Source organism: Burkholderia sp. KL41, from assembly GCF_057005415.2.
This window is the reverse complement of record NZ_CM174447.1, coordinates 3,119,781-3,145,872: the sequence shown is the minus strand read 5'-3', so window position 1 is coordinate 3,145,872 and position 26,092 is coordinate 3,119,781. Positions and strand designations below refer to the sequence as shown.

At 66.7% G+C, this 26,092-nt stretch carries 25 protein-coding genes and 1 pseudogene; 22 read left to right on the top strand and 4 right to left on the bottom strand.

What is annotated here, in order from left to right:
• The first annotated feature begins 388 nt into the window (after window positions 1-388).
• Window positions 389-673, top strand: coding sequence for a hypothetical protein (locus PQB87_RS31465; RefSeq protein ID WP_181522990.1), 285 nt, complete (start codon window positions 389-391; stop codon window positions 671-673).
• Window positions 674-905: 232 nt separating this feature from the next.
• Here the strand turns inward: PQB87_RS31465 and PQB87_RS31460 are convergent, their stop codons facing one another.
• The gene (locus PQB87_RS31460) at window positions 906-1,541 is read right to left on the bottom strand and encodes a glutathione S-transferase family protein (RefSeq protein ID WP_048021612.1); all 636 of its coding nucleotides are present in this window, start codon (window positions 1,539-1,541) and stop codon (window positions 906-908) included.
• Between the two features lie 169 nt (window positions 1,542-1,710).
• On the opposite strand from PQB87_RS31460, the gene PQB87_RS31455 reads away from it, so the two are divergent.
• The 11 genes from PQB87_RS31455 to PQB87_RS31405 all read left to right on the top strand — a co-directional run bounded on the left by PQB87_RS31455 (window position 1,711) and on the right by PQB87_RS31405 (window position 14,581).
• Entirely contained in the window at window positions 1,711-2,019 is a 309-nt protein-coding gene (locus PQB87_RS31455; RefSeq protein ID WP_051392129.1) for an acyl carrier protein, read from the top strand.
• On the top strand, window positions 2,016-2,531 hold the full coding sequence (locus PQB87_RS31450) for a gamma-glutamylcyclotransferase family protein (protein ID WP_489243242.1): 516 nt from the start codon (window positions 2,016-2,018) through the stop codon (window positions 2,529-2,531). Before PQB87_RS31455 ends, PQB87_RS31450 begins: the two co-directional genes overlap by 4 nt.
• A gap of 466 nt (window positions 2,532-2,997) precedes the next feature.
• Complete coding sequence (locus PQB87_RS31445) at window positions 2,998-4,302, top strand: MFS transporter (RefSeq protein WP_059687535.1); 1,305 nt, start codon at window positions 2,998-3,000, stop codon at window positions 4,300-4,302.
• Window positions 4,303-4,339: 37 nt separating this feature from the next.
• Window positions 4,340-4,864, top strand: a complete 525-nt coding sequence (locus PQB87_RS31440) for a flavin reductase (RefSeq protein WP_489243241.1) — start codon at window positions 4,340-4,342, stop codon at window positions 4,862-4,864.
• A gap of 26 nt (window positions 4,865-4,890) precedes the next feature.
• Window positions 4,891-5,961 carry a DUF6421 family protein gene (locus PQB87_RS31435; protein WP_226144601.1) on the top strand — a complete coding sequence of 357 codons (1,071 nt, stop codon included), beginning with the start codon at window positions 4,891-4,893 and terminating at the stop codon, window positions 5,959-5,961.
• Between the two features lie 51 nt (window positions 5,962-6,012).
• Window positions 6,013-7,854: a dihydroxy-acid dehydratase gene (gene ilvD, locus PQB87_RS31430; protein ID WP_021156684.1), complete on the top strand. Its 1,842-nt coding sequence runs from the start codon at window positions 6,013-6,015 to the stop codon at window positions 7,852-7,854.
• A gap of 2 nt (window positions 7,855-7,856) precedes the next feature.
• Entirely contained in the window at window positions 7,857-9,047 is a 1,191-nt protein-coding gene (metC, locus tag PQB87_RS31425) for a cystathionine beta-lyase (protein WP_489243240.1), read from the top strand.
• A gap of 68 nt (window positions 9,048-9,115) precedes the next feature.
• Entirely contained in the window at window positions 9,116-10,432 is a 1,317-nt protein-coding gene (locus tag PQB87_RS31420; protein ID WP_021156686.1) for an LLM class flavin-dependent oxidoreductase, read from the top strand.
• A gap of 66 nt (window positions 10,433-10,498) precedes the next feature.
• A complete protein-coding gene (gene gshA / locus PQB87_RS31415; protein WP_060064760.1) occupies window positions 10,499-12,130 on the top strand; it encodes a glutamate--cysteine ligase in 1,632 nt (543 codons plus the stop codon).
• A 40-nt stretch (window positions 12,131-12,170) separates the two neighbouring features.
• Window positions 12,171-13,361: a benzoate/H(+) symporter BenE family transporter gene (locus PQB87_RS31410; RefSeq protein WP_111938973.1), complete on the top strand. Its 1,191-nt coding sequence runs from the start codon at window positions 12,171-12,173 to the stop codon at window positions 13,359-13,361.
• A gap of 59 nt (window positions 13,362-13,420) precedes the next feature.
• Window positions 13,421-14,581 (top strand): mandelate racemase/muconate lactonizing enzyme family protein, encoded by a 1,161-nt coding sequence (locus tag PQB87_RS31405; protein ID WP_048021620.1) that lies wholly within the window; start codon window positions 13,421-13,423, stop codon window positions 14,579-14,581.
• A gap of 129 nt (window positions 14,582-14,710) precedes the next feature.
• Here the strand turns inward: PQB87_RS31405 and PQB87_RS31400 are convergent, their stop codons facing one another.
• Window positions 14,711-15,622, bottom strand: coding sequence for a LysR family transcriptional regulator (locus PQB87_RS31400; protein WP_060054408.1), 912 nt, complete (start codon window positions 15,620-15,622; stop codon window positions 14,711-14,713).
• A gap of 195 nt (window positions 15,623-15,817) precedes the next feature.
• The gene (locus tag PQB87_RS31395) at window positions 15,818-16,276 is read right to left on the bottom strand and encodes a GNAT family N-acetyltransferase (protein ID WP_153490071.1); all 459 of its coding nucleotides are present in this window, start codon (window positions 16,274-16,276) and stop codon (window positions 15,818-15,820) included.
• A 244-nt stretch (window positions 16,277-16,520) separates the two neighbouring features.
• Here PQB87_RS31395 and PQB87_RS31390 point away from each other — a divergent pair, with 244 nt between their 5' ends.
• The 9 genes and pseudogenes from PQB87_RS31390 to PQB87_RS31350 all read left to right on the top strand — a co-directional run bounded on the left by PQB87_RS31390 (window position 16,521) and on the right by PQB87_RS31350 (window position 22,565).
• Window positions 16,521-17,387, top strand: coding sequence for an AraC family transcriptional regulator (locus tag PQB87_RS31390; RefSeq protein WP_081064806.1), 867 nt, complete (start codon window positions 16,521-16,523; stop codon window positions 17,385-17,387).
• 87 nt (window positions 17,388-17,474) lie between these two features.
• Entirely contained in the window at window positions 17,475-18,389 is a 915-nt protein-coding gene (locus tag PQB87_RS31385) for an alpha/beta hydrolase (protein ID WP_489243239.1), read from the top strand.
• Window positions 18,390-19,133: 744 nt separating this feature from the next.
• Entirely contained in the window at window positions 19,134-19,508 is a 375-nt protein-coding gene (locus tag PQB87_RS31380) for a VOC family protein (RefSeq protein WP_027790692.1), read from the top strand.
• A gap of 125 nt (window positions 19,509-19,633) precedes the next feature.
• Window positions 19,634-19,861 (top strand): hypothetical protein, encoded by a 228-nt coding sequence (locus PQB87_RS31375; protein WP_059687696.1) that lies wholly within the window; start codon window positions 19,634-19,636, stop codon window positions 19,859-19,861.
• Between the two features lie 151 nt (window positions 19,862-20,012).
• Window positions 20,013-20,456, top strand: coding sequence for a hypothetical protein (locus PQB87_RS31370; protein ID WP_489243238.1), 444 nt, complete (start codon window positions 20,013-20,015; stop codon window positions 20,454-20,456).
• A 108-nt stretch (window positions 20,457-20,564) separates the two neighbouring features.
• Window positions 20,565-21,059, top strand: a complete 495-nt coding sequence (locus PQB87_RS31365; protein ID WP_060064780.1) for a GNAT family N-acetyltransferase — start codon at window positions 20,565-20,567, stop codon at window positions 21,057-21,059.
• A gap of 67 nt (window positions 21,060-21,126) precedes the next feature.
• Window positions 21,127-21,594, top strand: a complete 468-nt coding sequence (locus tag PQB87_RS31360; RefSeq protein WP_489243237.1) for a hypothetical protein — start codon at window positions 21,127-21,129, stop codon at window positions 21,592-21,594.
• 2 nt (window positions 21,595-21,596) lie between these two features.
• Window positions 21,597-21,782, top strand: a pseudogene (locus PQB87_RS31355) (hypothetical protein); the annotation flags it as partial.
• Window positions 21,783-21,887: 105 nt separating this feature from the next.
• Window positions 21,888-22,565, top strand: coding sequence for a hypothetical protein (locus PQB87_RS31350; RefSeq protein ID WP_489243236.1), 678 nt, complete (start codon window positions 21,888-21,890; stop codon window positions 22,563-22,565).
• 86 nt (window positions 22,566-22,651) lie between these two features.
• On the opposite strand, the gene PQB87_RS31345 is transcribed toward PQB87_RS31350, so the two are convergent.
• The gene (locus tag PQB87_RS31345; protein ID WP_489243235.1) at window positions 22,652-23,623 is read right to left on the bottom strand and encodes a LysR substrate-binding domain-containing protein; all 972 of its coding nucleotides are present in this window, start codon (window positions 23,621-23,623) and stop codon (window positions 22,652-22,654) included.
• 136 nt (window positions 23,624-23,759) lie between these two features.
• Between PQB87_RS31345 and PQB87_RS31340 the strand changes: the two genes are divergently transcribed.
• On the top strand, window positions 23,760-26,060 hold the full coding sequence (locus tag PQB87_RS31340) for an NADP-dependent malic enzyme (protein WP_060048448.1): 2,301 nt from the start codon (window positions 23,760-23,762) through the stop codon (window positions 26,058-26,060).
• The last annotated feature ends 32 nt before the right edge of the window (window positions 26,061-26,092 follow it).

The following is a 26,092-nucleotide window of genomic DNA, read 5'->3' as shown; positions in this document are numbered from 1 at the left end:
GCTCACCGCCGCTCATCGTGGCGACGGTCCGGTCTTCCTTGAGTTTGTCGACACGCTTTTGCACTGAGCGCGCCTGCTTCTCGTTGTCATGCTCACGGCCTCAGGCGGCGACGCGTTTGCTGCCGATGGCGGGCCGGTCAATTTCATTTTGTTCGGCGGCACGGCGCACCTGCGCCGCCGCGTCTGCATCGGCGATTCGAATGGGCCACAGGTCGGCTGGCGCCGTGCGTTCGGCAATACCCAGCGATACGCAGCAATGCGCAGCCGGGCTCGACTTTGTCGTTCGCGAGCGGCGGGCCGCTGTCCCGCACGGCCACCGTGGCTTTCGTTGCGCTGACAACGACCTCGGCGGAACAAGCCGGCACGACGCCGGCAGCCGAAGCATTCAGTGAACGCACTCAACGAAATCCGGAAGCTGGATTGCGTTGCTGACGTGCCATATCGAGACCGCCCGGGGTTGGTCGCCAGTCGAAGCCGATTTTGCCCCGGCAATGCACGCCAATCCAGCTCCATTCGCTGCAATCAGTTCGCAAGGATTGGCAATATCGGACTCGCCGGCCAATCGATGACTAATATGCGTGGCGACTTAGTGGAAGACGAAAAATATATTGGACGTCACGAAATGGATGTTGCATTGTTCACGCATTCGATGCGATCGCAGAAAATGAGCTGAGCGGTGTAGCGCCGCACAAGCAGAGAACGTCATATGCGATTGCGGTCGTGGCTCCTGTTCCCGGAGTCGTGGCCTGGACGATCCGCGGCGTGCGCGACGCATGTGCGCGCGCGTGTGCAGGATCGGCGCAACAGACAAAGAAAAGCGGCGAAAAGGACCTGAGAAGATGAAGGAGACGCGACGGACGCGGGCGGCATTCCGGATCGGGCGCAAACCCGACCCGGCTTCGCCGCTACGCCCAGATCGAGATCTGTTCGACCGACAACGCGGTCGCGACGGCAGGGCGGCGGAGCATGCGTTCCGTATGCGCGGCCCAATGTTCGAACCCGCGCATGTCGAGCTTCAGCATGTTCCCCCATTTGAAAAATATCAGCAGCATCGGATCGACGATCGAGTAGTGCTCGCCGAGCGCCCAGTCGCGCGCCGCGAGCCGTTCGTCAATCTGCGCATACGCAGCGAGGATGCCCGCGCGGCCTTTCGCGCGAATGCCGTCGTGCGCGGCCGGGTCCTCGCTGAAACGCGACGGATGGAAGTTGAGCGCGACCGTTCCGGGCAACACTGACGCCAGCCAGTTCATCCACTCGACGGCACGTGCGAGGCCCATCGGGGTATCGGGCACGAGCCGCGCCTGCGGAAAGCGCAGCGCGAGATAGAGCAGGATCGCCGACGACTCCGTCAGCACGTCGTCGCCGGTGTGCAGCACGGGCACCTTGCCTTTCGGGTTGAGCTGCCGGAATTCGGCGCTCTGCGTCGCACCGTCCTTGATCGAGACGAGTGCGAGTTCGAATGGTTCGCCCAGCTCGCGCAGGATGACGTGCGGTGCAAACGAAAGATGGCCGGGGCAGTAGAACAGCGTATGAGTTGTCATATTGATTAAGTCTCCTATTTATCTCTGGTGGAGATGCTGACCGGGTTTGTCGTGTCGACGCGTCGCATGGTGCATGACGCCCGATCGAAAGTCAAAAGCGAAGGACGATGTGAAGGATCTTGCGGTTCGGTGAAGACGAAGCCGGCCAGTGCGATGCGCGCGGGCCGGGATGAACGTGCGTTTCTGGAGCGTGATCGTGATGCGGATGATGAGCCTCGACGAATTGATCGACAGCGTGAAGACGTTTCTGGCCGGGATCGACCCGGGCGCGCCGGCGCGCGTGACCGCGCAGACGAACCTGCTCGACGCCAACCTGCTCGATTCGCTGTCGCTCGTGCACTTCGTGCTGTTCATCGAGCAGACGCTCAGGATCGACATCCCGATCGGCGACTTCGTGCTCGACTCGATCGCGTCGGTCGCGGCGATCTACGACCACTACGTGCTCGGCACGCCGCATGCCGCGAGCGCGTCGCGATGACGCCGGACGACCTGCTTCGTGACGAGCCGTTCACGTATTTCGCGTACGGCTCGTGCATGAACCTTGCGAGCCTGTCGGCGTCGCTCGGCTGCGACGCGGCGACGTACTTCGCGGGCGCGGCGCGGCTCGACGGCCATCGCCTCGCGTTCAATTACGCGTCGCTCAACGAGCCGGTCTGCTGCGCGAACATCGAGCCGGCTGCCGGTGCGATCGTCGAGGGCGCGTTATACCGGTTGCCGATGCGCATGCTCGACGCGCTCGAGCGTCGCGAAGGCGTGCATCTCGGCCGCTACGTCCGCTACGCGGTCGAGGTGCTGGAGTCCGGCGGGCAGCACGTACATGCGCTGACGTATCGCGGTGCGGTCACGCTCGATTGCGACGCCGCGCCGAGCGCGCGCTACCGCGACCTGCTGGTTCGCGGGCTGGCCGACGCGGGCGTGTCGGCGGCGTATCGCGACCGCACGGTCGCCTACATGGCGGGGCTGCGCGATCGGCCGTCGCGTGCGGCATGACGGAATCAAGGCATCGAGCGCTCCACAAGAGCGCCCGATCCAGCGGTGCGTTCGCGACTTCGAACGTCGCGAGCGTTTTAAAGGCGCCCTAAGCGGGCATGTGAGCAAAAGGTTGAACATGAACAAGGCTTTCGACCATCCGCGCGTCATGCGCATCTTGCGCGTTGCCTGCGACGCAGCGCCCGGGCACAACGACGTACAACGAGCCCCCGGACCCGCGGCAACGCCACGAACGGACCTCGCGAGGCCGATGCGCACCTGATCCGCGCCCGCGAGCCGGATCGACACCCGCCCGGCGTGCCGCACACATGCGTGCGGCACGCGGCACCCCGCATGCGAGAACGCGCCGACCGGAGGAGGACGGCTCGCCGCCTTGTGCGCCGGATCGCGGGTGCCGCCGTCGGGCGACGCGTGCAAGACGCCGTGCGCAACGAATGACAATCGATCGCAAACAAGGAAAAAAATCATGGAGACGCTCGTATCGACCGTATCGCCCGCAGCGCGGGTGTCGGAAGACGCCGCCTATCGCAAGGTCGCGTGGCGGCTGATGCCGTTGCTGCTGTTCTGTTACCTGGTGTCGTATCTCGACCGCGTGAACGTGGGCTTCGCGAAGCTGCAGATGGCCGGCGATCTCGGGCTGTCCGACGCGGCCTACGGGCTCGGCGCCGGCATCTTCTTCTTCGGCTATTTCATCTTCGAGGTGCCGAGCAACCTGATCCTCCACCGCATCGGCGCACGCGTCTGGATCGCGCGAATCATGGTGACGTGGGGCGCGGTGTCCGCGCTGACGATGTTCGTCACGACGCCGACGGCGTTCTACGCGATGCGGTTCCTGCTCGGCGCCGCCGAGGCCGGTTTCTTTCCGGGCGTGATCCTGTACCTGACCTACTGGTATCCGGCCCATCGGCGGGGGCGGATCACGACGGTGTTCATGACGGCCGTCGCGCTGTCGGGCGTCGTCGGCGGCCCGATTTCCGGCTACATCCTGAAGGCGTTCGACGGCATCAACGGGTGGCACGGCTGGCAGTGGCTGTATCTGCTCGAAGGGCTGCCGTCGATCGTCGCGGGTTTGCTCGTCTACGCGCTGCTCGACGACCGGATCGCGCAGGCGAAGTGGCTGAACGACGAGGAGCGCGCGCTGCTCGAACGCAACGTGAATGCCGAGGACGCGGTCAAGTCTCACCTGTCGCTCGGGGCGGTGCTCGCGAATCCGCGCGTGTGGCTGATGTGCGCGATCTACTTCTCGTTCGTGATCGGCCTGTACGGCGTCGGCTTCTGGCTGCCGACGCTCATCCATGCGACGGGCGTGGCCGATCCGCTGACGATCGGGCTGCTGTCGACGGTGCCGTATGCGCTTGCGGTGGTCGCGATGATCGCGATCGCACGCAGTTCGGATCGCCTTCGCGAGCGCCGCTGGCACCTCGCGGTGCCCGGTGCGATGGGCACGGTGGGGCTCGTGCTCGCGGTCGGCTGGGCGCATCAGACGGGGCTTGCGATCGCGGCGCTGACGCTCGCGACGATGGGCATCCTCACCGCGATCCCGCTGTTCTGGAGCCTGCCGACCGCGTTCCTCGGCGGCACCGCGGCCGCCGCCGGGATCGCGATGATCAATTCCGTCGGCAATCTCGCAGGCTTCCTCGGCCCTTACCTGATGGGGCTGCTCAAGCAACTGACCGCATCGAACGACGCGGGCCTCTACATGATGGCCGGCTGCATGGCGCTGGGCGGACTGCTCGCGCTGTCGCTGCCGAAGGCGCTGGTGAACCGGTAGCGATGCGCGGCTTTTCCCCCATGCACGGAGACAGGACATGATCCACAACGAACCCGCACTGTTCCCCGACCAGTCGATGGGCGCCTCGCCGCAGCGCTTTCGCGACGCGATGTGCCGCGTGGCATCGGCCGTTCACGTACTCACGAGCGACGGACCTGCCGGGCGCTGCGGCATGACGGCGACCGCCGTGCTGTCGGTGTCCGATGCGCCGCCGACGGTGCTCGTGTCCGTCAATCGCGGCAGCGTATCGGCGCAGCGGCTGATCGCGAACGAGGTGTTCTGCGTGAACACGCTCGGCGCCGCCGACCGGTTTCTCGCCGACGTGTTCGCGGGCCGGACCGCGCACGCGCGCGACGCGCGCTTCACGGTGGGCGAATGGGGCGAGCTCGCGACGCGCGCGCCGGTGCTGGCGAGCGCGCGCATCGCGCTCGACTGCCGGTTCGTCGCGTCGATGAGCGCGGCGACGCATGAGCTGCTGGTCGGCGAAGTGGTGGCGCTGCACTGTGCGGCGCCCGACGACGACACGCTCGTCTATCTGCAGCGGGAGTTCCGCGTCGTGTGACGACGCGTGCCGACAGGATGACCGACATGAAACGCGAAATCGTACTAGCCACCAACCGCTGCCGCGGCGAGATCCTCGCCGGCGGTTTTCGCACCGACGTCGCGCGCATCGCGCAGTGCGCACGCACGCATCTCGGCGACTACGCCGACAACCCGCATGTGCGTGCGCTGCTCGTGGCGCTGGAGAACCGCTGCCTCGCATCGGGGCGCCTGCTCGATCTCACGTACTCGGTGGACCCGAGCTTCATCCTCGGGTTCTTCGACGTGCCCTACAACGCCGACGCGTTCCTCGAGGCGGCCGCGATCGCGCCCGTGCCGATTCCGCCGAGCGTGCTCGCGATCGCGCCGGACGGCAACGCGTTGCCGGTGCAGATCCGCATGTGTACGGACGGCTTTCTCAATCCGCTCGCGGTCGCGGTATTCGGCGAGAACTTCATCGACGCCGACCTGCGCGCCTATCACAAGGCGTACTACTTCATCGACAAGTTCGTCGAGCGCTTCAAGCGCCATACGCGCCCGGCAATCGAGGCGAACTGGTCGCCCACCGCGTTCCCGGATCTGCTCGCGGCGGACGACGAGCTGCTGACGCAGGCGAGCGCGATCTGGGTCCACCTGCACGAGTACCACCATCGCACGGGTTTCCTGCCGATCCCGGAGTACCTCGATGCGAAGAGTACGCGCAACGGTGCGGGCGCGGAGGAGTTGCGGGTCGACATCCTGTCGATCCTCGCGCTGTTCCGGCTGCGCTCGGACGACCGCGTGCTGCGCGCCTCGATCCAGTACATCCTGGCCGAGCGCCTGATCCGCTACCCGCTGCAGGCGCCGCCGCTCGACAACTACGACGCGCGCTCGTCGGTCGCGCTGTTTCATTACCTGTCCCGTCACGGCGTGATCGCGCAGCGTGGCGGCTCGCTCTATTTCGAAGGGGGCTACGAACGCCTGACCCAGGCGCTCAGGTCCATCGTGATCAAGCTGACGGCGCTCGAATACAAGCTCAGCGTGTCGTCCGATCTCGACCGGAGAAAGATCCTGTCGTTCGTGCTGCCGACGCTCGCGAAGAACGACAACAACTGGGGCGCGGCCGGCAGGCCGCATTGACGGAAGCCCGCCGCCCGCCCCCATTTCGCAACGAATCAACCGAGGATCACGATGCCCACCTATCGTTCACGCACTTCCACGCACGGCCGCAACATGGCGGGCGCGCGCAGCCTGTGGCGCGCCACCGGGATGACCGACGCCGATTTCGACAAGCCGATCATCGCGGTCGTCAATTCGTTCACGCAGTTCGTGCCCGGTCACGTGCACCTGAAGGATCTCGGCCAGCTGGTCGCGCGCGAGATCGAAGCGGCCGGCGCGGTCGCGAAGGAGTTCAACACGATCGCGATCGACGACGGCATCGCGATGGGCCACGACGGCATGCTGTACAGCCTGCCGTCGCGCGAGCTGATCGCCGACAGCGTCGAGTACATGGTCAACGCGCACTGCGCGGACGCGATGGTCTGCATCTCGAACTGCGACAAGATCACGCCGGGGATGCTGATGGCCGCGATGCGCCTGAACATCCCGGTGGTCTTCGTGTCCGGCGGCCCGATGGAATCCGGCAAGCTGACGTTCCGCGGCAAGCGCCGCGCGTTCGACCTGATCGACGCAATGGTGGTGGCGGCCGACTCCCAGGTGACGGACGACGAGGTGCGCGCGGTCGAGAACGTCGCGTGCCCGACCTGCGGCTCGTGTTCCGGGATGTTTACCGCGAACTCGATGAACTGCCTCGCCGAGGCGCTCGGGCTCGCGCTGCCCGGCAACGGCTCGGTGCTTGCGACGCATGCCGAGCGCAAGCGCCTGTTCATCGAGGCCGGGCGCACGATCGTCGATCTCGCGCGCCGCTACTACGAGCAGGACGACGCGAGCGTGCTGCCGCGCTCGATCGCGACGCGCGACGCGTTCGAGAACGCGATGACGCTCGACATCGCGATGGGCGGCTCGACCAATACGGTATTGCACCTGCTCGCCGCCGCGCACGAAGGCGAGGTGCACTTCACGATGGCCGACATCGACCGGCTGTCGCGCCGCGTGCCGGTGCTGTGCAAGGTCGCGCCGTCGGTGCAGGACGTCCACATGGAGGACGTGCACCGGGCCGGCGGCGTGATCGGGATCATGGGCGAACTCGATCGCGCGGGGCTGCTGAACACGACGCTGCCGACCGTCCATGCGCCGAGCGTCGCGCACGTGCTCGCGCGCTGGGACGTGATGCGCAACCGCGTCGATTCGGTGTCGCGCTTCTATCGCGCGGCGCCCGGCGGCGTGCGCACGCATGTCGCGTTCAGCCAGGACAACCGCTACGACGAACTCGATCTCGACCGCGCGAACGGCTGCATCCGCGATGCCGAGCATGCGTTCTCGCGCGACGGCGGGCTCGCGGTGCTGTTCGGCAACATCGCGCGCGACGGCTGCATCGTGAAGACCGCGGGCGTCGACGGCGGGATGCTGAAATTCACCGGCACCGCGCGCGTGTTCGAAGGGCAGGAGGAGGCGGTCGAAGGCATCCTCGGCGGTGCGGTCGGCCCGGGCGACATCGTGATCGTCCGCTACGAGGGGCCGCGGGGCGGCCCGGGCATGCAGGAGATGCTCTACCCGACCAGCTACCTGAAATCGAAGGGGCTCGCGAAGCAGTGCGCGCTGATCACCGACGGTCGCTTCTCCGGCGGCTCGTCGGGGCTGTCGATCGGGCACGTATCGCCCGAGGCGGCGGAGGGCGGCGAGATCGGGCTGCTCGAGAACGGCGACGCGATCGAGATCGACATCCCGAACCGCTCGATCAACGTCCTCGTGTCCGACGACGAACTGCGGCGCCGCCGCGCGGCGATGGAGGAGCGCGGCGCGCGCGCGTGGCAGCCCGAGAAGCGGCAGCGCCGCGTGTCGGGCGCGCTGCGCGCATACGCGGCGATGACGACGAGCGCGGCGCGCGGCGCCGTGCGGATCGTGAAGGGCTGACCGTGCGGCCCGCCCCGAACCATCCGGCGGCCGATGCGCAGGTCGACACCGTGCTCGTCACGGGCGGCCGCGCGCCGGCCGCGTATCACGGCTTCGTCAACCCGCCGGTGTATCGCGGCTCGACGGTGCTCGCGCCGAGCGTGGCCGACCTGCTCGGCTACACGCAGCCATACGTGTACGGCCGGCGCGGCACGCCGACCACGGCCGCGCTGCAGGACGCGGTGCGCGCGCTCGATCACGGCGCGGGTGTCGTGCTGTGTCCGTCGGGGCTTGCCGCGATCACGACCGCGCTGTCGTCGTGCCTGTCGGCCGGCGACCATCTGCTGATGACGGATGCGGTGTACAAGCCCGCGCGCCAGCTGTGCGACGGCGTGCTGCGGCGCGCGGGCATCGAGACGACCTACTTCGATCCGCTCGCGTCGGTTGACGCGCTCGCCGCGCTGATCCGGCCGAACACGCGCGCGCTGTATCTCGAAGCGCCCGCGTCGCAGAGCATGGAGCTGTGCGACGTGCCGGCGTTCGCCGCGCTCGCGCGCGACCGCGGGCTCGTGGTGCTGTTCGACAACACGTGGGCGACGCCGCTGTTCTTCGACGCGTTCGCGCACGGCGCCGATCTCGTGATCCAGGCCGGCACCAAGTACCTCGCCGGTCATGCGGACGTGATGATCGGCATGGTGTCGGCGTCCGCGCGCGCGCTGCCGGCGCTCGAACAGTATCAGCGCGACACGGGGCAGTGCGTCGGCTCGGACGACGCGTTTCTCACGCTGCGTGGCATCCGGACGCTCGGCGTGCGGCTTCGCCAGCACCAGGCGAACGCGCTGCGCGTCGCGCGCTGGCTCGCCGCGCGTCCGGAAGTGCGGCGCGTGTGCCATCCGGCGCTCGAGGACGATCCCGGCCATGCGCTGTGGGTGCGCGACTTCGGCGGCGCGACGGGGCTGTTCTCCATCGTGCTGCGCCCGGCGCCCGCGCAGGCCGTCGCCGCGCTGCTCGAGGGGCTCGCGTATTTCGGGCTCGGCTATTCATGGGGCGGCTATGAAAGCCTCGCGATGCCGTTCGACTGCAGTGCGTACCGCACCGCGTCGCACTGGGACCCGGGCGGCCCGTGCGTGCGCTTTCACATCGGGCTCGAAAACGCCGACGACCTGATCGGCGACCTCGAGACCGGCTTCGCCCGCTTCAACGCCGCGCGCTGACGCCGACACGGGCAGCACGCGCGCGGCCCGCACGTTTCGCGCCGCATTCCAATGACGAGGAATCCCGTATGACGAAGCAACTCTGCCTGGGTGGATTCATGCGCCCCATCTGCCTGCACACGGCGTGGTGGCGGCACCCGAGCGCGCCGACGCTCGCGAACTTCAACTGGCCGGTGATCCGGTCGCTCGCGCAGAAGCTCGAGCACGCGTGCTTCGACGCGGTCTTCACCGCCGACCACCTCGCGGTGATGCCGATGCCGCCGAATGCGCTCAAGCGCAGCGGCACGATCACGTCGTACGACCCGCTCGTGATGCTGTCGGCGATCGCCGCATGCACCGACCGCATCGGCCTGATCGCGACCGGCACGACGAGCTACGAGGATCCGTACCTGCTTGCGCGCCGCTTCGCGTCGCTCGACCACCTGAGCGGCGGCCGCGCGGGCTGGAACATCGTCACGACGGTGAACCCGGAGGCTGCGCTCAACTTCGGTCTCGAGACCGCGCTGCGCCACGCCGAACGCTACGAGCGCGCCGAGGAGTTCTTCGACGTCGTGACGGGGCTGTGGGACGGCTGGTCCGATCACGCGCTCGTGATGGACAAGGAGGCGGGGGTGTTCTCCGATCTCGACAAGATCCGGCCGCTCAACCACAAGGGCAAGTTCTTCTCGGTCAAGGGGCCGCTGAACATCGCGCGGCCCGTGCAGGGCTGGCCGGTGATCGCGCTCGCCGGTGCGTCGGAGGAAGCGCGCGACATGGCCGCGCGTTCGGCCGACCTGGTGTTCGGCAACGCGCGCAGCATCGAGACGGGCCGTGCGTTCTACCGCGACGTGAAGTCGCGCGCGGTCGCGGCCGGGCGCAACCCCGATCACGTGAAGATCCTGCCCGCCAACCAGGTGTATGTCGGCCGCACGCGCGCGGAGGCGCTCGCGAAGAAGCGCTACATGGACGATCTCGTCCACGTGGACAGCAACATCCCGAACCTGTCGATCCGGCTCGGCGTCGACTGCTCGAAGTTCGATCCCGACAAGCCGTTGCCCGAGCTGCCGCACACGGAACAAGGGCAAGGCAACCAGCGCGAATGGGCGGCGCTCGCGCGCCGCGAGGGATTGACGGTGCGCGAGCTGGCGAAGCGGGCGGCCGAATCCGGCACCGGCGAGATGGTCGGCACCGCGTCCGAGATCGCCGACCAGATGGAGGAGTGGCTGATGACGGAGGCGTGCGACGGCTTCATCGTCGTGTTCTATACGGTGCCTGACGGCTACGACGACTTCGTGACGATGGTGGTGCCGGAACTGCAGCGGCGCGGGCTGTTTCGCACCCGCTACGAAGGCACGACGCTGCGCGAACACATCGGCCTGCCGCGGCCGAAGAGCCCGCTCGACTGAGCGGCGCGTCGCCAGATTTCGTTCCGGGAGACCGCAATGACCCAAGATTCACCCCGATCCACATGGATGACGACGCCGTACCGCCGCCGGCTCGGCGTGCTGAGCGACGCCGCACACCTGCCGCTGCTGGGCGACGGGTTATGCGGCGTCGAGCGCGAGACGCTGCGCGTCGATGCCGCCGGCCGGCTCGCGCTGACGCAACACCCGCATGCACTCGGCGCGGCGCTCACGCACCCGTCGATCACGACCGACTACGCGGAGCCGCTGCTCGAGTTCGTCACGCCGCCGCAGCACGACGCGGCCGACGTGATCGAGCGGCTCGACGAGTTGCACCGCTTCGCGTGCCGCGCGATCGGCGACGAGCTGCTGTGGAGTCAGTCGATGCCGTGCCCGCTCGACGACGACCGGCGCATTCCGATCGCGTGGTACGGCACGTCGAACATCGGCATCCTGAAGCACGTGTACCGGCGCGGGCTGGCGTTCCGCTACGGCAAGGCGATGCAGTGCATCGCCGGGATCCACTACAACTATTCGCTCGCCGATGCCGTGTGGCCGCTGCTGCGCGACGTGCGCGACGGATGCGAGCCGGCCGGCCGCGACGCGCGCGACATGCGCTCGGCAGGCTATCTCGCCCTGATCCGCAATTTCCATCGCTACGGCTGGCTGCTGCTGTATCTGTTCGGCGCGTCGCCGGCGCTGTGCGCGGGTTTCGTCGCCGGCGACCGGCACGGGCTCGACGCGTTCGATGCGCAGACGCTGTACCTGCCGCACGCGACGAGCTTGCGGATGAGCGACCTCGGCTACCAGAACCGGGTGCAGGGTGCGTTCGCGCCGTGCCTCGACAACCTGCCTGCGTACCTGGACGGCCTCGCGCGAGCCGTCGCGCAGCCGTGCCCCGAGTACCAGGCGATCGGCGCGAAGCGCGACGGAGAATGGCTGCAGCTCAGCACGCACTTGCTGCAGATGGAGAACGAGTTCTACTCGTCGATCCGCCCGAAGCGCACGGTGCGCAGCGGCGAGCGGCCGCTCGACGCGCTGCGCAGCCGCGGCGTCGAATACGTCGAGGTGCGTTGTCTCGACATCGATCCGTTCGCGCCGCACGGTGTTGCCGAGACGACGCTGCGCTTTGTCGACGCGTTCCTGCTGTTCTGCGCGCTCGACGACAGCCCGTGCCTCGCAGGTGCCGAGCAGGACGTGTGCCGGCGCAACTTCGCGGCGGTCGCGCGGGAAGGGCGGCGCCCGGGGCTCGAGTTGCAGCGTGGCGGCGAGCGCGTCGCGTTGCGCGTGTGGGCGCACGAACTGCTCGCGCGCATCAACGAGGCGGCCGGCGTGCTGGACCTGCAGCGCGGCGACACGCGCACGACCGCCGCGCTCGACGCGCAATACGCGAAGCTCGACGATCCGCGGGCGACGCCGTCGGCGCGTGTGCTCGATGCACTGCACACGCTGCGCGACGATCCGGGCGGCGCGTGCTTCGCGTTCGGGATGCGGCAGACGCTCGCGCATACCGGGGCGTTCCGCGCGCGTCCGCTGCCGGCCGACGTGCAGGCGCGTTTCGACGCGATCGCGGCCGAATCGCTGAGCCGGCAGGCCGACCTGGAGCGCACGCAGATCGGCAACTTCGACGCGTTTCTCGCCGCGTATCACGCGGGAACGCTGAACCAGGAGTGCGGCGAGCCGACACATGGTGCGCACTGATACGGTCGCCGCCGTATCGAATCCATCTCACGGAGGACAGATGAGCAGTATCGCGGAAATGAAGACCGATCGCGGGTTCTCGGCGCGGGCGGCCGGCGCGGGCGCGCTGGCGTCGTTCGTCGGCTTTGCATCGACGTTCACGCTGATCGTGAATGCGCTGACGAACGTCGGTGCAACGCGCGCGCAGGCCGCGTCCGGCCTGATGGCCGTCTCGATCGTGATGGGGCTGGCCGGCATCGTGCTCAGCTACCGGACCCGGATGCCCGTCAGCGCTGCGTGGTCGACGCCCGGCGCGGCGCTGCTGCTCGGCCTCGGAGCGGTGAAGGGCGGCTATCCGGCCGCGGTCGGCGCGCTCGTGCTGACCGGCGTGCTGCTCACGCTGGCCGGGCTGTGGAAGCCGCTCGGCCGCGCGATCTCGAGGATTCCGCTGCCGATCGCCAACGCGATGCTCGCGGGGATCATCCTGAACCTCTGCGTCGCCCCGGTGCACGCACTCGAGCAGTATCCGCTGTACGTCGCGCCGATCCTGCTCGTGTGGGTCGTGATGATGCGGGTTCGCAAGATTCTCGCCGTGCCTTGCGCCGCGGTCGCGACGCTGATCGTGATCGCGTTCATCGCGAAGACGGGTGGCGTCGGCGCGACCGGGATGTTGCCGCACCTCGCGCTCGTCGGGCCCGTGTTCTCGGCATCGACGATGGTGAGCGTCGCGGTGCCGCTCTTCATCGTGACGATGGCGTCGCAGAACATCCCGGGCGTCGCGGTGCTCAACGTCAACGGCTACCGGCCCGAAGCGTCGCGGCTGTTCACGGCCACGGGGCTGTGCAGCCTGCTCGCGGCGCCTTTCGGCGCGCCGCCGATCGGGCTGGCCGCGATCACCGCCGCACTGTGCGCCGGCGAGGAAGCCGGCCCCGACGAATCGCGGCGCTACTGGGCCGGCATCGTCTGCGGTGCCGCGTACATCGTGTACGGGTTCGCGGCGAGCGCCGCGACGCTGTTCATCGCGGTCGCGCCGCCGGTCATCATCGAAGCGGTTGCCGGCCTCGCGCTGATGAACGCCCTCGGCGGCGCGCTGCTCAACGCATTCACCGACAAGGACGCGCGCGAGGCCGCGATCCTGACCTTCCTCGTGACGATGGCGGGCCATGCGTTTCTCGGCATCGGCGGCGCGTTCTGGGGCCTGCTGACCGGCATCGGGCTGACGTTCGTGCTGCGTCGCAAGGAAGGCCGGTGATGCCGCGCGACGACGCGGCCCCCGCAGTTCTGCCATTCCCTCAAAAAAACGGAGAAGAGATGCAGCACAACATCGTGAAAGTGACCGCGACGCCGGTGTTCGCGCGCGGCGACGCGGAGATCGCCGGCGTGCGGTTGTCCGGCAAGCTGTCGGGCGTCATCGTCGAAATCGAGACGTCGCAGGGCGTGGTCGGCCACGGCTTCACGGCGATCACCGACGAAGCGGTCGTGGCCGCGGCGATCGATCACGTCGCCGCACCCAACCTGGTCGGGATGAACGTCGTCGAGCGCGAGCGGATTCTCGACAGGCTGTACTGGTTGTTATGCCCGCGCGGGCAGACCGGCTATGCGGGGCACGTGATTTCCGCGATCGACATCGCGGTCTGGGATGCGATCGGCAAGATCGCCGGGCTGCCGGTATGGAAAATGCTCGGCGGCGCGCGTCCGGTCGTGCCGCTGTACACGACGTTCGGCTTCGCGTCGCTCGAGCGCCCGGAGCTGATACATGCCGCGCGTGCGCTCGTCGGCGCCGGACATCGCCGCATCAAGATGATCGTCGGCTATCACGCGCTGGCGCGCCGCGACGAAGGGCGCTCGCTCGACCAGGTCGTCGCGGACGACGTCGCGCGCGTGCGCGCGGTGCGCGACGCGGTGGGCGCCGCCGCCGAGATTTACATCGACGCGAATTGCGGGCTCGACCACTATCACGCGCTGCGGCTTGCCGAGCGCGTGGCCGATTGCGACATCGGTTTCTTCGAGGAGCCGATCGCCGAGAACGACCCCGCGAAGCTCGCCGACCTGAGAAAGCGCGGCGGCATTCCGGTCGCCACCGGGCAAAGCGAGGGGCAGTTGTTCCGGTTCAGGGATTTCCTCGTGAACGACGCCGTCGACATCCTGCAGCCAAACGTGTGCGTGTGCGGCGGGTTCTCCGTCGCGGCGCGCGCGGCCGCGCTCGCGCAGGCGTTCGGCGTGCCGATCGACAATGGCGGCACGTTCCCGTTCCACAACATGCATCTGCACGGCGGGCTCGCGAACGGCGGCTCGGTCGAGTGGCACGTCGTCGCGGTCGAGATCTGCCGGAACCTGTTTACCGGCCTGCCGGCCGAGCAGAACGGGACGCTGGCATTGCCCGACACGCCGGGCCTCGGCTTCGGCATCAATCGCGACGGTGTCCGCGAATTCTCGTCGGGCCCGGGATCGCAGGGGCACGGCAAGGCGTGAGCGTCGGCCGGCGCGTCCGCGAGCGAGGACGCGCCGGCCGCGCGTCGACGGCTTCCCGCGCGTCGTCGCGCGGCAAGCGGCCTGCCGATCCACCCGGACATGCCGGAACGGATCCGCCTGCGGCCGGCATCATGCCGAGGCCAGTGTCCGCACGATATTGATGAAGCTGGCAAGGACGTGCCCGATATCGCCTTTGCGCCAGACGAGGCCGGTTTCGACGACGAACGAGCCGTGTGCGAGCGGGCGATAGACGACACCCGTTCGCCGCAGATTGCGCAACGATTGCGGCACCAGGGCGACGCCCATGCCGGCGGACACAAGGCTGACGATCGTCTGCATCTGGATTGCTTCCTGACCGATGTGCGGGACGACACCGACGTCGCTGTAGCACTCCATGATCGCGTCGTAAAACCTCGGGGCGAGACGGCGCGGAAAAATCACGAGCGGAAGGTCTGCAACTTCCTTCAGGTGAATCGGCGCATCGTCGGGTGCCGTCGACGCGGCGCTTGGCATCGCGAGCACGAGCGGCTCGCTCAGGAGCGGCAGATACGACAGCTCGGCCACGTAGCGTGGCGGCAACGGCGGGATAATCAGGCCCGCGTCGATGTGGCCCGCGACCAGCTCTTCGATTTGCACGTCGCTCGTCGCTTCGGTCAGTTGCAATCGCACCAGCGGATAGCGCATGCCGAATTCGCGCAGCAGCGAGGGCAGCAGCCCGTAATCGGCAATCGAGACGAACGCGAGCGACAATCTTCCGGTCTCGCCGAGGGCGAGGCTCTTTGCCAGCGCGGGAAGCTCCTCGGCCGCGGCAAGCAGTTTCAGCACCGTCGGAAGCAACGCCTCGCCGACTGCCGTGAGCGCGACCGCACGCTTCGTGCGTGCGAAGAGCTCGACGCCGAGCTCGCGTTCCAGGGAGCGTATTGCCTGCGACAGCGGCGGCTGGGTCATCGAGAGGCGCGCGGCCGCACGGCCGAAGTGCCGCTCCTCGGCAACGGCCGCGAAGTAATACCACTGGCGAAGATCCGGGGGGAAGTTGGGCATTCGTTCGACCTGAAGCGGCTGAATGGTGATGAATCATATATTGGACCAGCGGCCTGTGGCGCATCGGGAGCCGGTTCGTTCTTGTGTGTGCGGGACGCATGAGCCGATGGCCGGGGCGCCGCTTCATGCGACGCAAACGCCGGGAAAGCCAGCCGGCAATTGACGGACCGGCGACGTGGAGCATGCGGACGGAAGCTACCGCGTCAGGCAATACAACACATCGGGACAACCTTCCTCGTTCCTGCTTCCGTCGTTATATGCAATGGCGACGAACCCATGCCGCTCATAAAACGCGGCAGCATCGCGATTCATCTGGAACGTATGGAGCTGGAGCTTGCCAACCGTCTGCGACTTCACCGATTCCAGGAGGGAGGAACCGATCCCTTGTCGTTTGAATTCGGGGCACACGTACAACTGGTCGAGCCATGCCGCACCGTCGGTGATGACGTGTGCGGCCATGCCGACCATGCGATCGTCGTTCATCGCAACGGTCACGTTGCCCGACGGTACGAGTACGTTGGCGATCCAGTCGCGGACGGCGGCTTCGGAGTGCGCGAGCGGCGCGTAGGATGCGAGCGTGCTGCGCGACCGCAGATACACGTCAGCCACCGCCGCGGCGTCAGCCGCCACGGCTCGGCGCAAGATCAAGGGCATGGATCGGCTGCTCCGGAAAATTAATTGCGTGCACAACGATAGCAGCACGGAATCGAACTTCCAAGTTCGCGCGGCATGCTGCTGAAACCGGCGACATCGGAAGTCCGGCGCTGCTTGTCGAGTTTGCGGTACAGCGGTGAGATCGGGTTGCCGATTCACTGCTTCATTCCGACATTCCCGTATCATCCGTCCGGTTCGCCGGATCGCACGCATCGGCGATTGCGCACACATGAAAGGACGAGCGATGAAGGTCGAAAGGCGCGGCCACGGTAAAGCGATCGGGCACGGCGAGGCGGCGGATCCGAAGCGGGCCGGCATCGCACCCGTCACGAAGAGTACCGATCCGCGCGACTACCAGCATGCACCGGCCATCGCGGCCGTCATGCCGAAAGCATTTCCCGACGGCTTCGTCGTCGCGGAGCATCGGCACACGCGCGCGCAACTCGTCTACACCACGACGGGCATTGCCGAAGTCATCGCCTGCCAGTCGCTGTGGATGATCCCGCCGCATCGCGCTCTCTGGATTCCACCCGACCTGCCGCACGCGATGCGCGCACACGGGCAACTCGAAATGCGCACCGCCTACGTCGACCCGCGAGCCTGCCGATCCGCGTACCCGGATCAGCCGGGCCTGGTCAACGTTTCGCCGCTGCTGCGCGAGTTGATCGTGCGTGCATCGTCGTTCCCGGTCGAGGTCGATCCCGACGGACGCGACGCGCTCGTCATCCAGCTCATGCTCGCCGAAATCGAGTGGTCTCCCGAGCAACCGTTGCGGCTGCCGTCCGGCCAGGACCGGCGTCTTGCCCGGGTCTGCGACGCGATGCTCGCGAATCCGGCCGATCAGCGAACGCTGACCGAATGGGCCGACGAAGTCGGTGCGTCGAGCCGGACACTGGCCCGGCTGTTCACCGCCGAAACCGGGCTGTCGTTCAGCCAGTGGCGCCAGCAGGCCAGGATTTCGGCCGCGCGCCCGCTGCTGGCCTCGGGGCGCTCCGTGATCGCCGTCGCGGCCGAACTCGGATACGAAACCACGAGCGCCTTCTCGACCGTGTTTCGCCGGTTTGCCGGCATGACGCCCAGCGCGTACGCAAAACTGTCCGATTCCGCGTAGCAAACGTCTTTCCGGCAAACGCGGAGTGCGGTGCGCACGCTTATCGTGTCGGTCATCGAATCCACTGACCGAACGAGGTAAGCCGACATGACGCGACACGACATCGAATTCCTGTCCGAAGCCGCCACGCTGCGAGGCTGGTACTACGAACCGGCGCGGCGCATCGCCGGCACGGAAGCGTATCCGGCCATCGTGATGGCGCACGGCTTCTCCGGCGTGAAGGAACAATATCTGGACCGCTACGCCGAGGTGTTTGCCGCCGGCGGCTTTGGCGTGCTGCTCTACGATCACCGGAATTTCGGCGCGAGCGACGGGTACCCGCGTCAGGAGATCGACCCCGTGCAGCAGAAGCGCGGCTATCGCGATGCGATCAGCTATCTGCTGACGCGCCTGGACGTCGATGCCGCACGCATCGGCATCTGGGGCACCAGCTACAGCGGCGGCCACGTGCTCGAAGTCGCGGCCATCGACCGGCGCGTCAAATGCGTGGTTTCGCAGGTGCCGACGATCAGCGGATATCAGTCGGCGTTGCGCCGCACGCGCTCCGATCTGGTGCCCGCGGCGCTGGCTCGCTTCGATGAAGATCGCCGGCAGCGATTCGCGGGCGGCGTGCCGGCGATGTTGCCGGCAGTCAGTGCGGACCCCGCGACAGCCTGCGCGATGGCGGGCGCGGATGCGTACCGGTTCTTCACCGAGTCGGCGGCGCGGTGTGCGCCGAACTGGAAAAACGAAGTGACGCTGCGCAGTGCCGAGATGTCGCGCGAGAACGAACCGGGCCAGTATGTCGATCGCATCTCGCCAACCCCGTTGCTGATGATCGTGGCCAACGACGATCTGCTGACGCCGACCGACCTGTGCCTCAAGGCGTGGGAAAACGCGCTGGAGCCGAAGCGCCTGCTGCAGATCAAGGGCGGGCATTTCACGCCGTATATCGAGCATTTCGACGAAACGAGCCGGGCGGCGGTGGAGTGGTTCACGCTGCATCTGTCCGGCGCGCGCTGACCTGACCGGTTGCAGCGCGTGTGTGCGGTGTCCACGGCTTGCACGAATGGCGATACCGCCAGCTTCGATGGTGCCCGCGTTTGCGGGGAAGGCGGCAAGGCATTCCGAGGCACGACTACATCCGTCGCCCGCCCGAAGCAACGCCGGCGAACGGCACGCCGCGATGCCGCACGCGCTCGCGGACGATGTGTCGCCTCTTGGCCCGCACACGGCGGCGGCCGATGCTTCGTTATATGGAGTAATAGCTGTAATCCGGCCTGAAATTTTCTTTCCGGCGACTCGGGCTAGACTGGTCTCGCCTTGATACCCCCCCCCAAGGTGTTGTGTGTTCTCGGCTTGGCCCGCGCTTTCAGGTTTTCAGGTGCGGGCCAATTTTTTCGGGCGGGCGCCACCGGCTGTTCCGCTCCCGACCTTGCCGGCGAATGCGTCATCCGGCACCCCCGTTTCGCAATAGCCATTCTTTCCGAACCCTTTCATGGAAGCCTGACGATCGACAATCGGTCGTAACGTCGTGTGCGATCGTCGGCTCTTGCCCGGATCATGACGACGTCAGGCAGCGCGGTGTGACCGCTCGATGAGGGGTGAGCGGGATTCTCCTTGTATCCCGCTCGTTGGCCCGACCGTGTCGGGCTTTTTTGTTCGAGGTCGGGCAGGTGTGCCACCGATCGCTGCATGTGGCAACATCGCGGTGATTTGCACATCCGATCCGGGTGCCGGCAGACCCATCCATCCGAAGGGGGAGTCATGTTTGACCATGTCAAATTCGGCGTGAGCGACTTTGCAGCCAGCAAGACGTTTTTCCTCAGCGCACTTGAACCGCTTGGCGTGGTGGTGGTGGGTGAGGGCGATCCGTCGTACGGCATCGAGATGTCCCCGCCTGGCAAACCATCGTTGTGCCTGTTCCAGACGTCGGAGAAGCCGGCGCATCTTCACATCGCGTTCGTGGCCGACGACCGGCAGCAGGTCGATGCGTTCTATCGCGCGGCGCTGGAGGCGGGCGGGAAGGACAATGGCGCGCCGGGGCTGCGGCCGCATTATCACGCGAACTACTACGCGGCGTTTGTCATCGGGCCGGATGGGCACAATATCGAGGTGGTGTGTCATCAGGCGCAGGGGTGATGCCCTGTCGGGCGGCATGGGGCCGCGAGGCGGCTTGCAATGTCATGTGCGGATGGACCGGTCGACCGATGCCGTCGAATCGATGAGCGAACGCTTGCTTCATGCGAGCAACGGAGCTTTCCGGAATGAGTGACATCGCCATTGACCTGCCTTTTCCCGTCATCGTGATTCTCATGGGGGCCATCTACTGGCCCGTGACGCTTTGCGTCGGCGCTGTCGGGTTGTATGTCGGCGTGGCGCGTCTGCGCGGTATCGGGCGCGTTGTGTGCGTCGCCATTGCACTCCTGTTCATCGTTGATGCCGGCGCGGGGATCTACGAGGCTCTCCGGCAGGGCTTGAATGCCTCGCACTAGACGCGTGTTCGGCGTGCGTGCGCGTACGCGTCTGTGGCGATTGCGGATGAACTACACTCGGCCGAAACTCGCTGCGTCGTGAAATCGACAAGCGGCAAATACGATACGAACACAATCCGGGGCGGGGAGCGCAAGCTTCCTGAAAGAGACGATGCCAATCAGCAAGTTGAAGGCCATGCCGGCGTTTCGCGCCGACGCACCGCTGCAGATCCGTCACGCTATCGCGCTCTTCACGATCGTCTGGCTCATCGAGGCCGGATTCGCCATCTGGCTCACGATGCTGGGTTTCGACCAGGCTGGCGAAGTCCCCGCGGCGAAAGCCGTGCTCATGCGCAAAGGCGCTGCGATGATCGGGATCATCCAGGCCTTCTGGCTTTTGCTGAACGCGAGCCTGATCGTGGGCCTCTGCCAGCGACAAAAGCTGGCGCGTGTGCTGGAACTGGGGCTCACGGTCGTCACGACGATGGCCCTTCTCGTGATGGGGCTCCCTTTCAGGCTGAGCCTGATCGAAGTGGGCTTTCTCGCCAATGCGATCGCAACCGTGCTCATTTACACGGGCCCGTGTACGCGCTGGTTCCAGGCGGCAGCTTCATGAGAGCGTCGTGCCTTCGGCTGACCGGGCGAGTGCCCGCTGTCGAAAATACGGCTTGGCGGGATGACGGCTGTCGAGCCGCGACGTGAAGACGCCACGGAAAAACGGACGATGACCTCGAAAAACATCCGCAGGGCAACGGCAGACGACGTACCGGCGCTGACCCGGATCCGGAACGATGCACACGCGAAGAAGCTCACGTACGGCGACCATGCGTGGGGCAAGGAAGGCGACGGATTTTCCGAGCAGTGGGTACGGCGCAACGTTTCTGAAAAGGACGTGTATGTCGTCGAGCTGGACGGCGCGTTGGCCGGAACGTTCTCGCTCGGCTTCGGCGAAGACCGGCACTGGGGGCCGCAGGCGCCGATCGCCGGTTACGTGCACGGGCTTTGTGTGCGGCGAGGCTTCAACGGGCTCGGGCTCGGCGGTTTCATGCTCGACTGGTGCGCTCGCAAGGTGAGCAGCTTGAACCGGCGTTATGTCCGGCTCGATTGCGCCGTCGAAAACGTGACGCTCTGCGCTTATTACGAGTCGCTTGGCTTCATTCGCGTGGGGTTGAAATCGGACGGGATCGTCTGGTCGCTGTACGAGAAACCCGCTGCTTAGCGTTCAACTGGAACCCCGGCAAATCCATCTGGATAGCTCAACCAACCGCTTTACCCCGAGAACACGCATGCGAGCCGAACTGCGCGACCCCGTCGACCACGACAAGCTTCGACACCTGCTGCCGCTGACAAGAGCCGTGTTTCAACTGCACGAGAACGGACGCGGATACGTAGCGGAGTTGCAGCAGATTTCCCGATTGCTTGGTGAGGATGTCGATCCAATCGACGTGCCCGGCGCGTTTGGCTCGACGAGTGCCGACGGATTTGCGAAGCGACTGGCAATCGACTGGCATACCGTGCCGACCGACCTGTCGGAGCCGGAGCTGCTGGAATTGCTGGATGCCGTATGGGCATGTCGAGGCGACGAGGCGCTTGTCGATTACTGGGTGCGATGTCTGTCGGTCAACACCGGCGATGACCGCGTTTCGGACCTGATCTTCTGGCCCGAGGCCTACTTCGGCGCCGGATACGACGGGCGGGAGCTTTCGCCGGCCGAGATGCTGGAGGTTGTTCTCCGCAAGCGGCGCAGCGAATGAAACCGGCGCTGTTCAGCTGGCTCGGCGTGACGATGTATCTCGACGAGGCCGCGAGCCTCGCCGCGCCGGGCTTCAGCCGCAGCAACACATGGGCGCCGGACGAGTTGAACCGGCGCTATCTCGCGAATCGCGCCGACAGGCTGCACATCGGCGCGTCGCCGGGGCGTCCGGTTCCGGCGACGGTCTGACGAACCGGCGCGAAGCGCAGCGCCGGCCGCAACCGCCCGTTCGACAGAAGCGGCCGGATCATCGACAATTCGCGGCTATCAAAACATGAGAGAGAGGGCAGGTGCATGCGCAGGGTCGTCAAGTCGCTCGGGGTGATCCTGGGCATTTCCGTCGCCGGCATCGCGGGTGCGCAGGCCGCCCCCGGCGAACCGGCATTCCCGCGTTTCACCCAGGCGGAGGGCCGGCAGGATTCGGACGGGCTCCCGCTGTCCGGCGTGAAACTCTGCGTGCTCCCCGATCGTGCGCCGTGCTTCGAGATGCCGCCCGAGCCGGTTCCCCATTCGTCGAAGGCGCTTTACCAGTTCGGACTGATGCCGCGGTCCGAGCGGCTGCCGATTGCGTCGGGCGGCTCGTGGGTGTTCTTCTCGGGGATGTTCTCGGGCGGGGGCAGCGGGATGCTGGAGCGCGTGGCGATATTGCGTTATGGCGCGAACGGCAAGATCGAGAACCTGATGCCGGAAGTCACCCAGACGGAGACGGCCGATCGCGCGATGTGGAAGCTGCCGGACGTGTCGCCCTATCCGGTGTTCGTTCGGGCGGACTTCGCGTGGGCCGACGACGAGGATCATTTCGGCAAGCACTTTTTCGTCGTCGACGCGTGGACGTTCGATCCCGCCCTCGGGCAGTACAGGAAGCGGTTTTCCTACCGCACCGCGAAGCGTTATGACCGCGGCGAGGGCTCGGATCATGTGTTGAGCGCCGAGCGTGCGGACATTCTGCGTCACCTCGCCGCCAGCAAGTAGCGCGCTGCCGGTGCAGCGAGCCTCCGCCGCCACGCGCGTGTGTTGCCGGCGGGGGCGAACCGCCGTTCAGGCGGCCGCCCGCAACCTCATCGCTGTGCTTCCCCGTAAGTCTCCCTGCATACCTCGCGCAACGCGTCGACCAGGAGATCCCGCGCCGGCGAGCGCGAATCGGCGGCGCGGGTAAAGAGCGCGATGGGCGGGAGCGTCCAGACCAGCGAGTACGGCACGATCGCCACGCCGGCGATCCGCACCAGTTCTTCCGCGATGTCGGCGGGCACGATCGATACGGCCTCGTCGCTCGACGCGATCATCTCGCCGATCAGCTTGGACGAGTAGCTTTCGACGATCGGAACGGGCGGCGGGATGCCGGCCGACAGGAACAGGTCGGTGACCTGTTCCCGCATCGGCGTATGCGGGGCGCCGAGAATCCAGTCGAGCGCGTGCAGCTTGTGCCAGTCCAGCGCGGTGCGGGCCAGTTTCGCGGCAAGACGCCGGCTCGCGATCATGCGCGGCTGCTGCTGGTACAGCACTTCGAAGGAAACCTGCCCCAGGTCGATCGCCGACGACGCCCGCCCGATCACGATGTCGACGCTGTGATCCTTGAGCTGCAGCAGGAGCTGATCGCTGGTGCCTTCGTGAATCGTCACGGTCAGGCGCCGTTCCATGCGCGCCTGCAGCCGCTTGAGCGCCGCCGACAGCATCTGCCCGGAAATGAACGGAATCACGCCGATGTGCAGGTGGGCCGCATGCCCGGCGACGACGGCCTCCATTTCGCGGGCGAGGTGGTCGAGATCCTTGATCATCGCCTTCGCCCGCTCGAGCACGACCGCGCCGAGCGCGGTAGGCCGCATGCCGCGCGACGAGCGCTCGAAGAGCGGCGTGCCGAACATGCTCTCCAGCTCGGACAGCGCGTTCGTCACGGCCGGCTGGCTGCTGGCCATGTGCTCCGCGACACGCGTCAGCGACCCGTGCTGCTGGATCTGCAGCAACAGCACCAGGTGCCGCATCTTCAGGCGCGCGCCCAGCCGCCTGACCACGTCGTTCGCGTCAAAAGTCATTGACTGGTCACGTATTCATCATGAAAAAGTGATGGAGCGATATTAAAACAGAATCATCACCTTATGGCGGATCCCTAGAATCACCTTCATGGATCGCGCCGGGACTGGCCTGGCGCCCGTGCCCGGATCGAAAAACATGAAACAGACTGAGACACAGCAGCAGGCAGCGTTCGACTATCACGAATTTCCGACCCCGGGAAAGATCTCGGTCGTCGCCAGCAAGCCGCTCGTGACGCAGCGCGATCTCGCGCTGGCGTACACGCCCGGCGTGGCGGGCGTGTGCGAGGCCATCGCCGCCGATCCGCTGCAGGCGCACCGCTTCACCAGCCGCGGCAACCTGGTCGGCGTGATCACGAACGGCACGGCCGTGCTGGGTCTCGGCAACATCGGCCCGCTCGCGTCCAAGCCGGTCATGGAAGGCAAGGCCGTGCTCTTCAAGAAGTTCGCGGGGATCGACGTCTTCGACATCGAGATCAACGAAACCGATCCGGACAAGCTGGTCGACATCATCGCGGGCCTCGAGCCCACCTTCGGCGGCATCAACCTCGAGGACATCAAGGCGCCCGAATGCTTCACGGTCGAGCAGAAGCTGCGCGAACGCATGAAGATCCCGGTCTTCCATGACGATCAGCACGGCACCGCCATCACCGTGTCCGCCGCGTTCATCAACGGGCTGAAGGTCGTCGGGAAGTCGATTTCGGAAGTGAAGGTCGTGACGTCGGGCGCAGGGGCCGCCGCGCTGGCCTGCCTGGACCTGCTGGTCGACCTCGGGCTGCCGGTCGAGAACGTCTGGGTGACCGATATCGAAGGCGTCGTCTATCGCGGGCGCACCGCGCTGATGGACCCGGCCAAGTCGCGCTTTGCGCAGGAAACCGATGCGCGCAAGCTGGCCGACGTCATCGGCGGCGCGGACGTATTCCTGGGCCTGTCGGTAGGCGGCATCCTGAGTGCCGAGATGCTGAAGGAGATGGCGCCGCGCCCGCTGATTCTCGCGCTGGCCAATCCCACGCCGGAAATCTTCCCGGAACTGGCGCATGCGACGCGCGACGACGTCGTCATCGCGACGGGCCGCTCGGACTACCCGAACCAGGTCAACAACGTCCTCTGCTTCCCGTACATCTTCCGCGGCGCGCTGGACGTGGGCGCGACGACGATCACCCGCGAAATGGAGATCGCCGCGGTGCACGCGATCGCGGGGCTGGCCGAGGAGGAGCAGAACGAAGTCGTCGCGGCGGCTTATGGCGCATACGACGTGGCGTTCGGCGCGCAATACCTGATTCCGAAGCCGTTCGACCCGCGCCTGATCGTCCGTATCGCGCCGGCCGTGGCGAAGGCGGCGATGGAAGGCGGCGTGGCGAAGCGCCCGCTGACGGATCTCGACGCGTATGTCGAGCAGCTGCAGCAATTCGTCTACCACTCCGGCGCGTTCATGAAGCCGCTGTTCGCGACGGCGCGCCGGCTGGTGCGTGACGGCGGCAAGGCACGGATCGTCTTCACCGAAGGCGAGGACGAGCGCGTGCTCCGCGCGGTGCAGGTGATCGTCGACGAGAAGCTGGCGCGTCCGATCCTGGTCGGGCGCCCGGAAGTGCTGCTGGCGCGCATCGAGCGGTTCGGCTTGCGGATCCGGCTCGGCCAGGATGTCGAGGTGACGAACCCCGAGTACGACGAGCGGTTCCCGCAGTACTGGACGACGTATTGGGAGCTGCGCTGCCGGGACGGCATCTCGAAGGAAATGGCGCGGGTCGAGATGCGGCGCCGCCTGACGCTGATCGGCGCGATGATGGTGCGGCTCGGCGATGCGGACGGGATGATTTGCGGCACGGTTGGCGAATATCACAACCACCTGCGGTTCGTCGACGAGGTGATCGGCAGGAAGCCGGGTGCGTCCACGTATGCGGCGATGAACATCCTGTTGCTCGACCAGCGGACGGTCGCGCTGGTGGACACGCACGTCAACGACAATCCCGATGCCGGGCAGATCGCGGAATTCACGATTGCCGCGGCTCGTCAGATGGAATGGCTGAACCTCACGCCGAAGGCGGCGTTGCTGTCGCGGTCGAACTTCGGGTCGGGGAGTGCGGCGTCGGGCGTGAAGATGCGCCGGGCGCTGGAGATCATCCGGGAGCAGGCGCCCGATATCGAGGCGGACGGCGAGATGCATGGCGACTGTGCGCTCGACGAAGGCTTGCGGTCGAGGCTGCTGCCGATGTCGCCGCTGAAGGGGGCGGCAAACCTGCTCGTGTGCCCGAACGTGGATGCGGGGAATATCGCTTACAACCTGCTCAAGACGGAGGCGGGCAGCAATGTGGCGGTGGGGCCGTTCCTGCTGGGCGTCAACGCGCCGGTGAATATTCTGACGTCCAGTGCGACGGTGCGGCGGATCGTCAACATGACGGCGTTGACGGTGATCGAGGCGAACCGGAACGCGTCTGTTTGAGCGGAAACCGGAAGGGGGCGGGTTCACCGGAC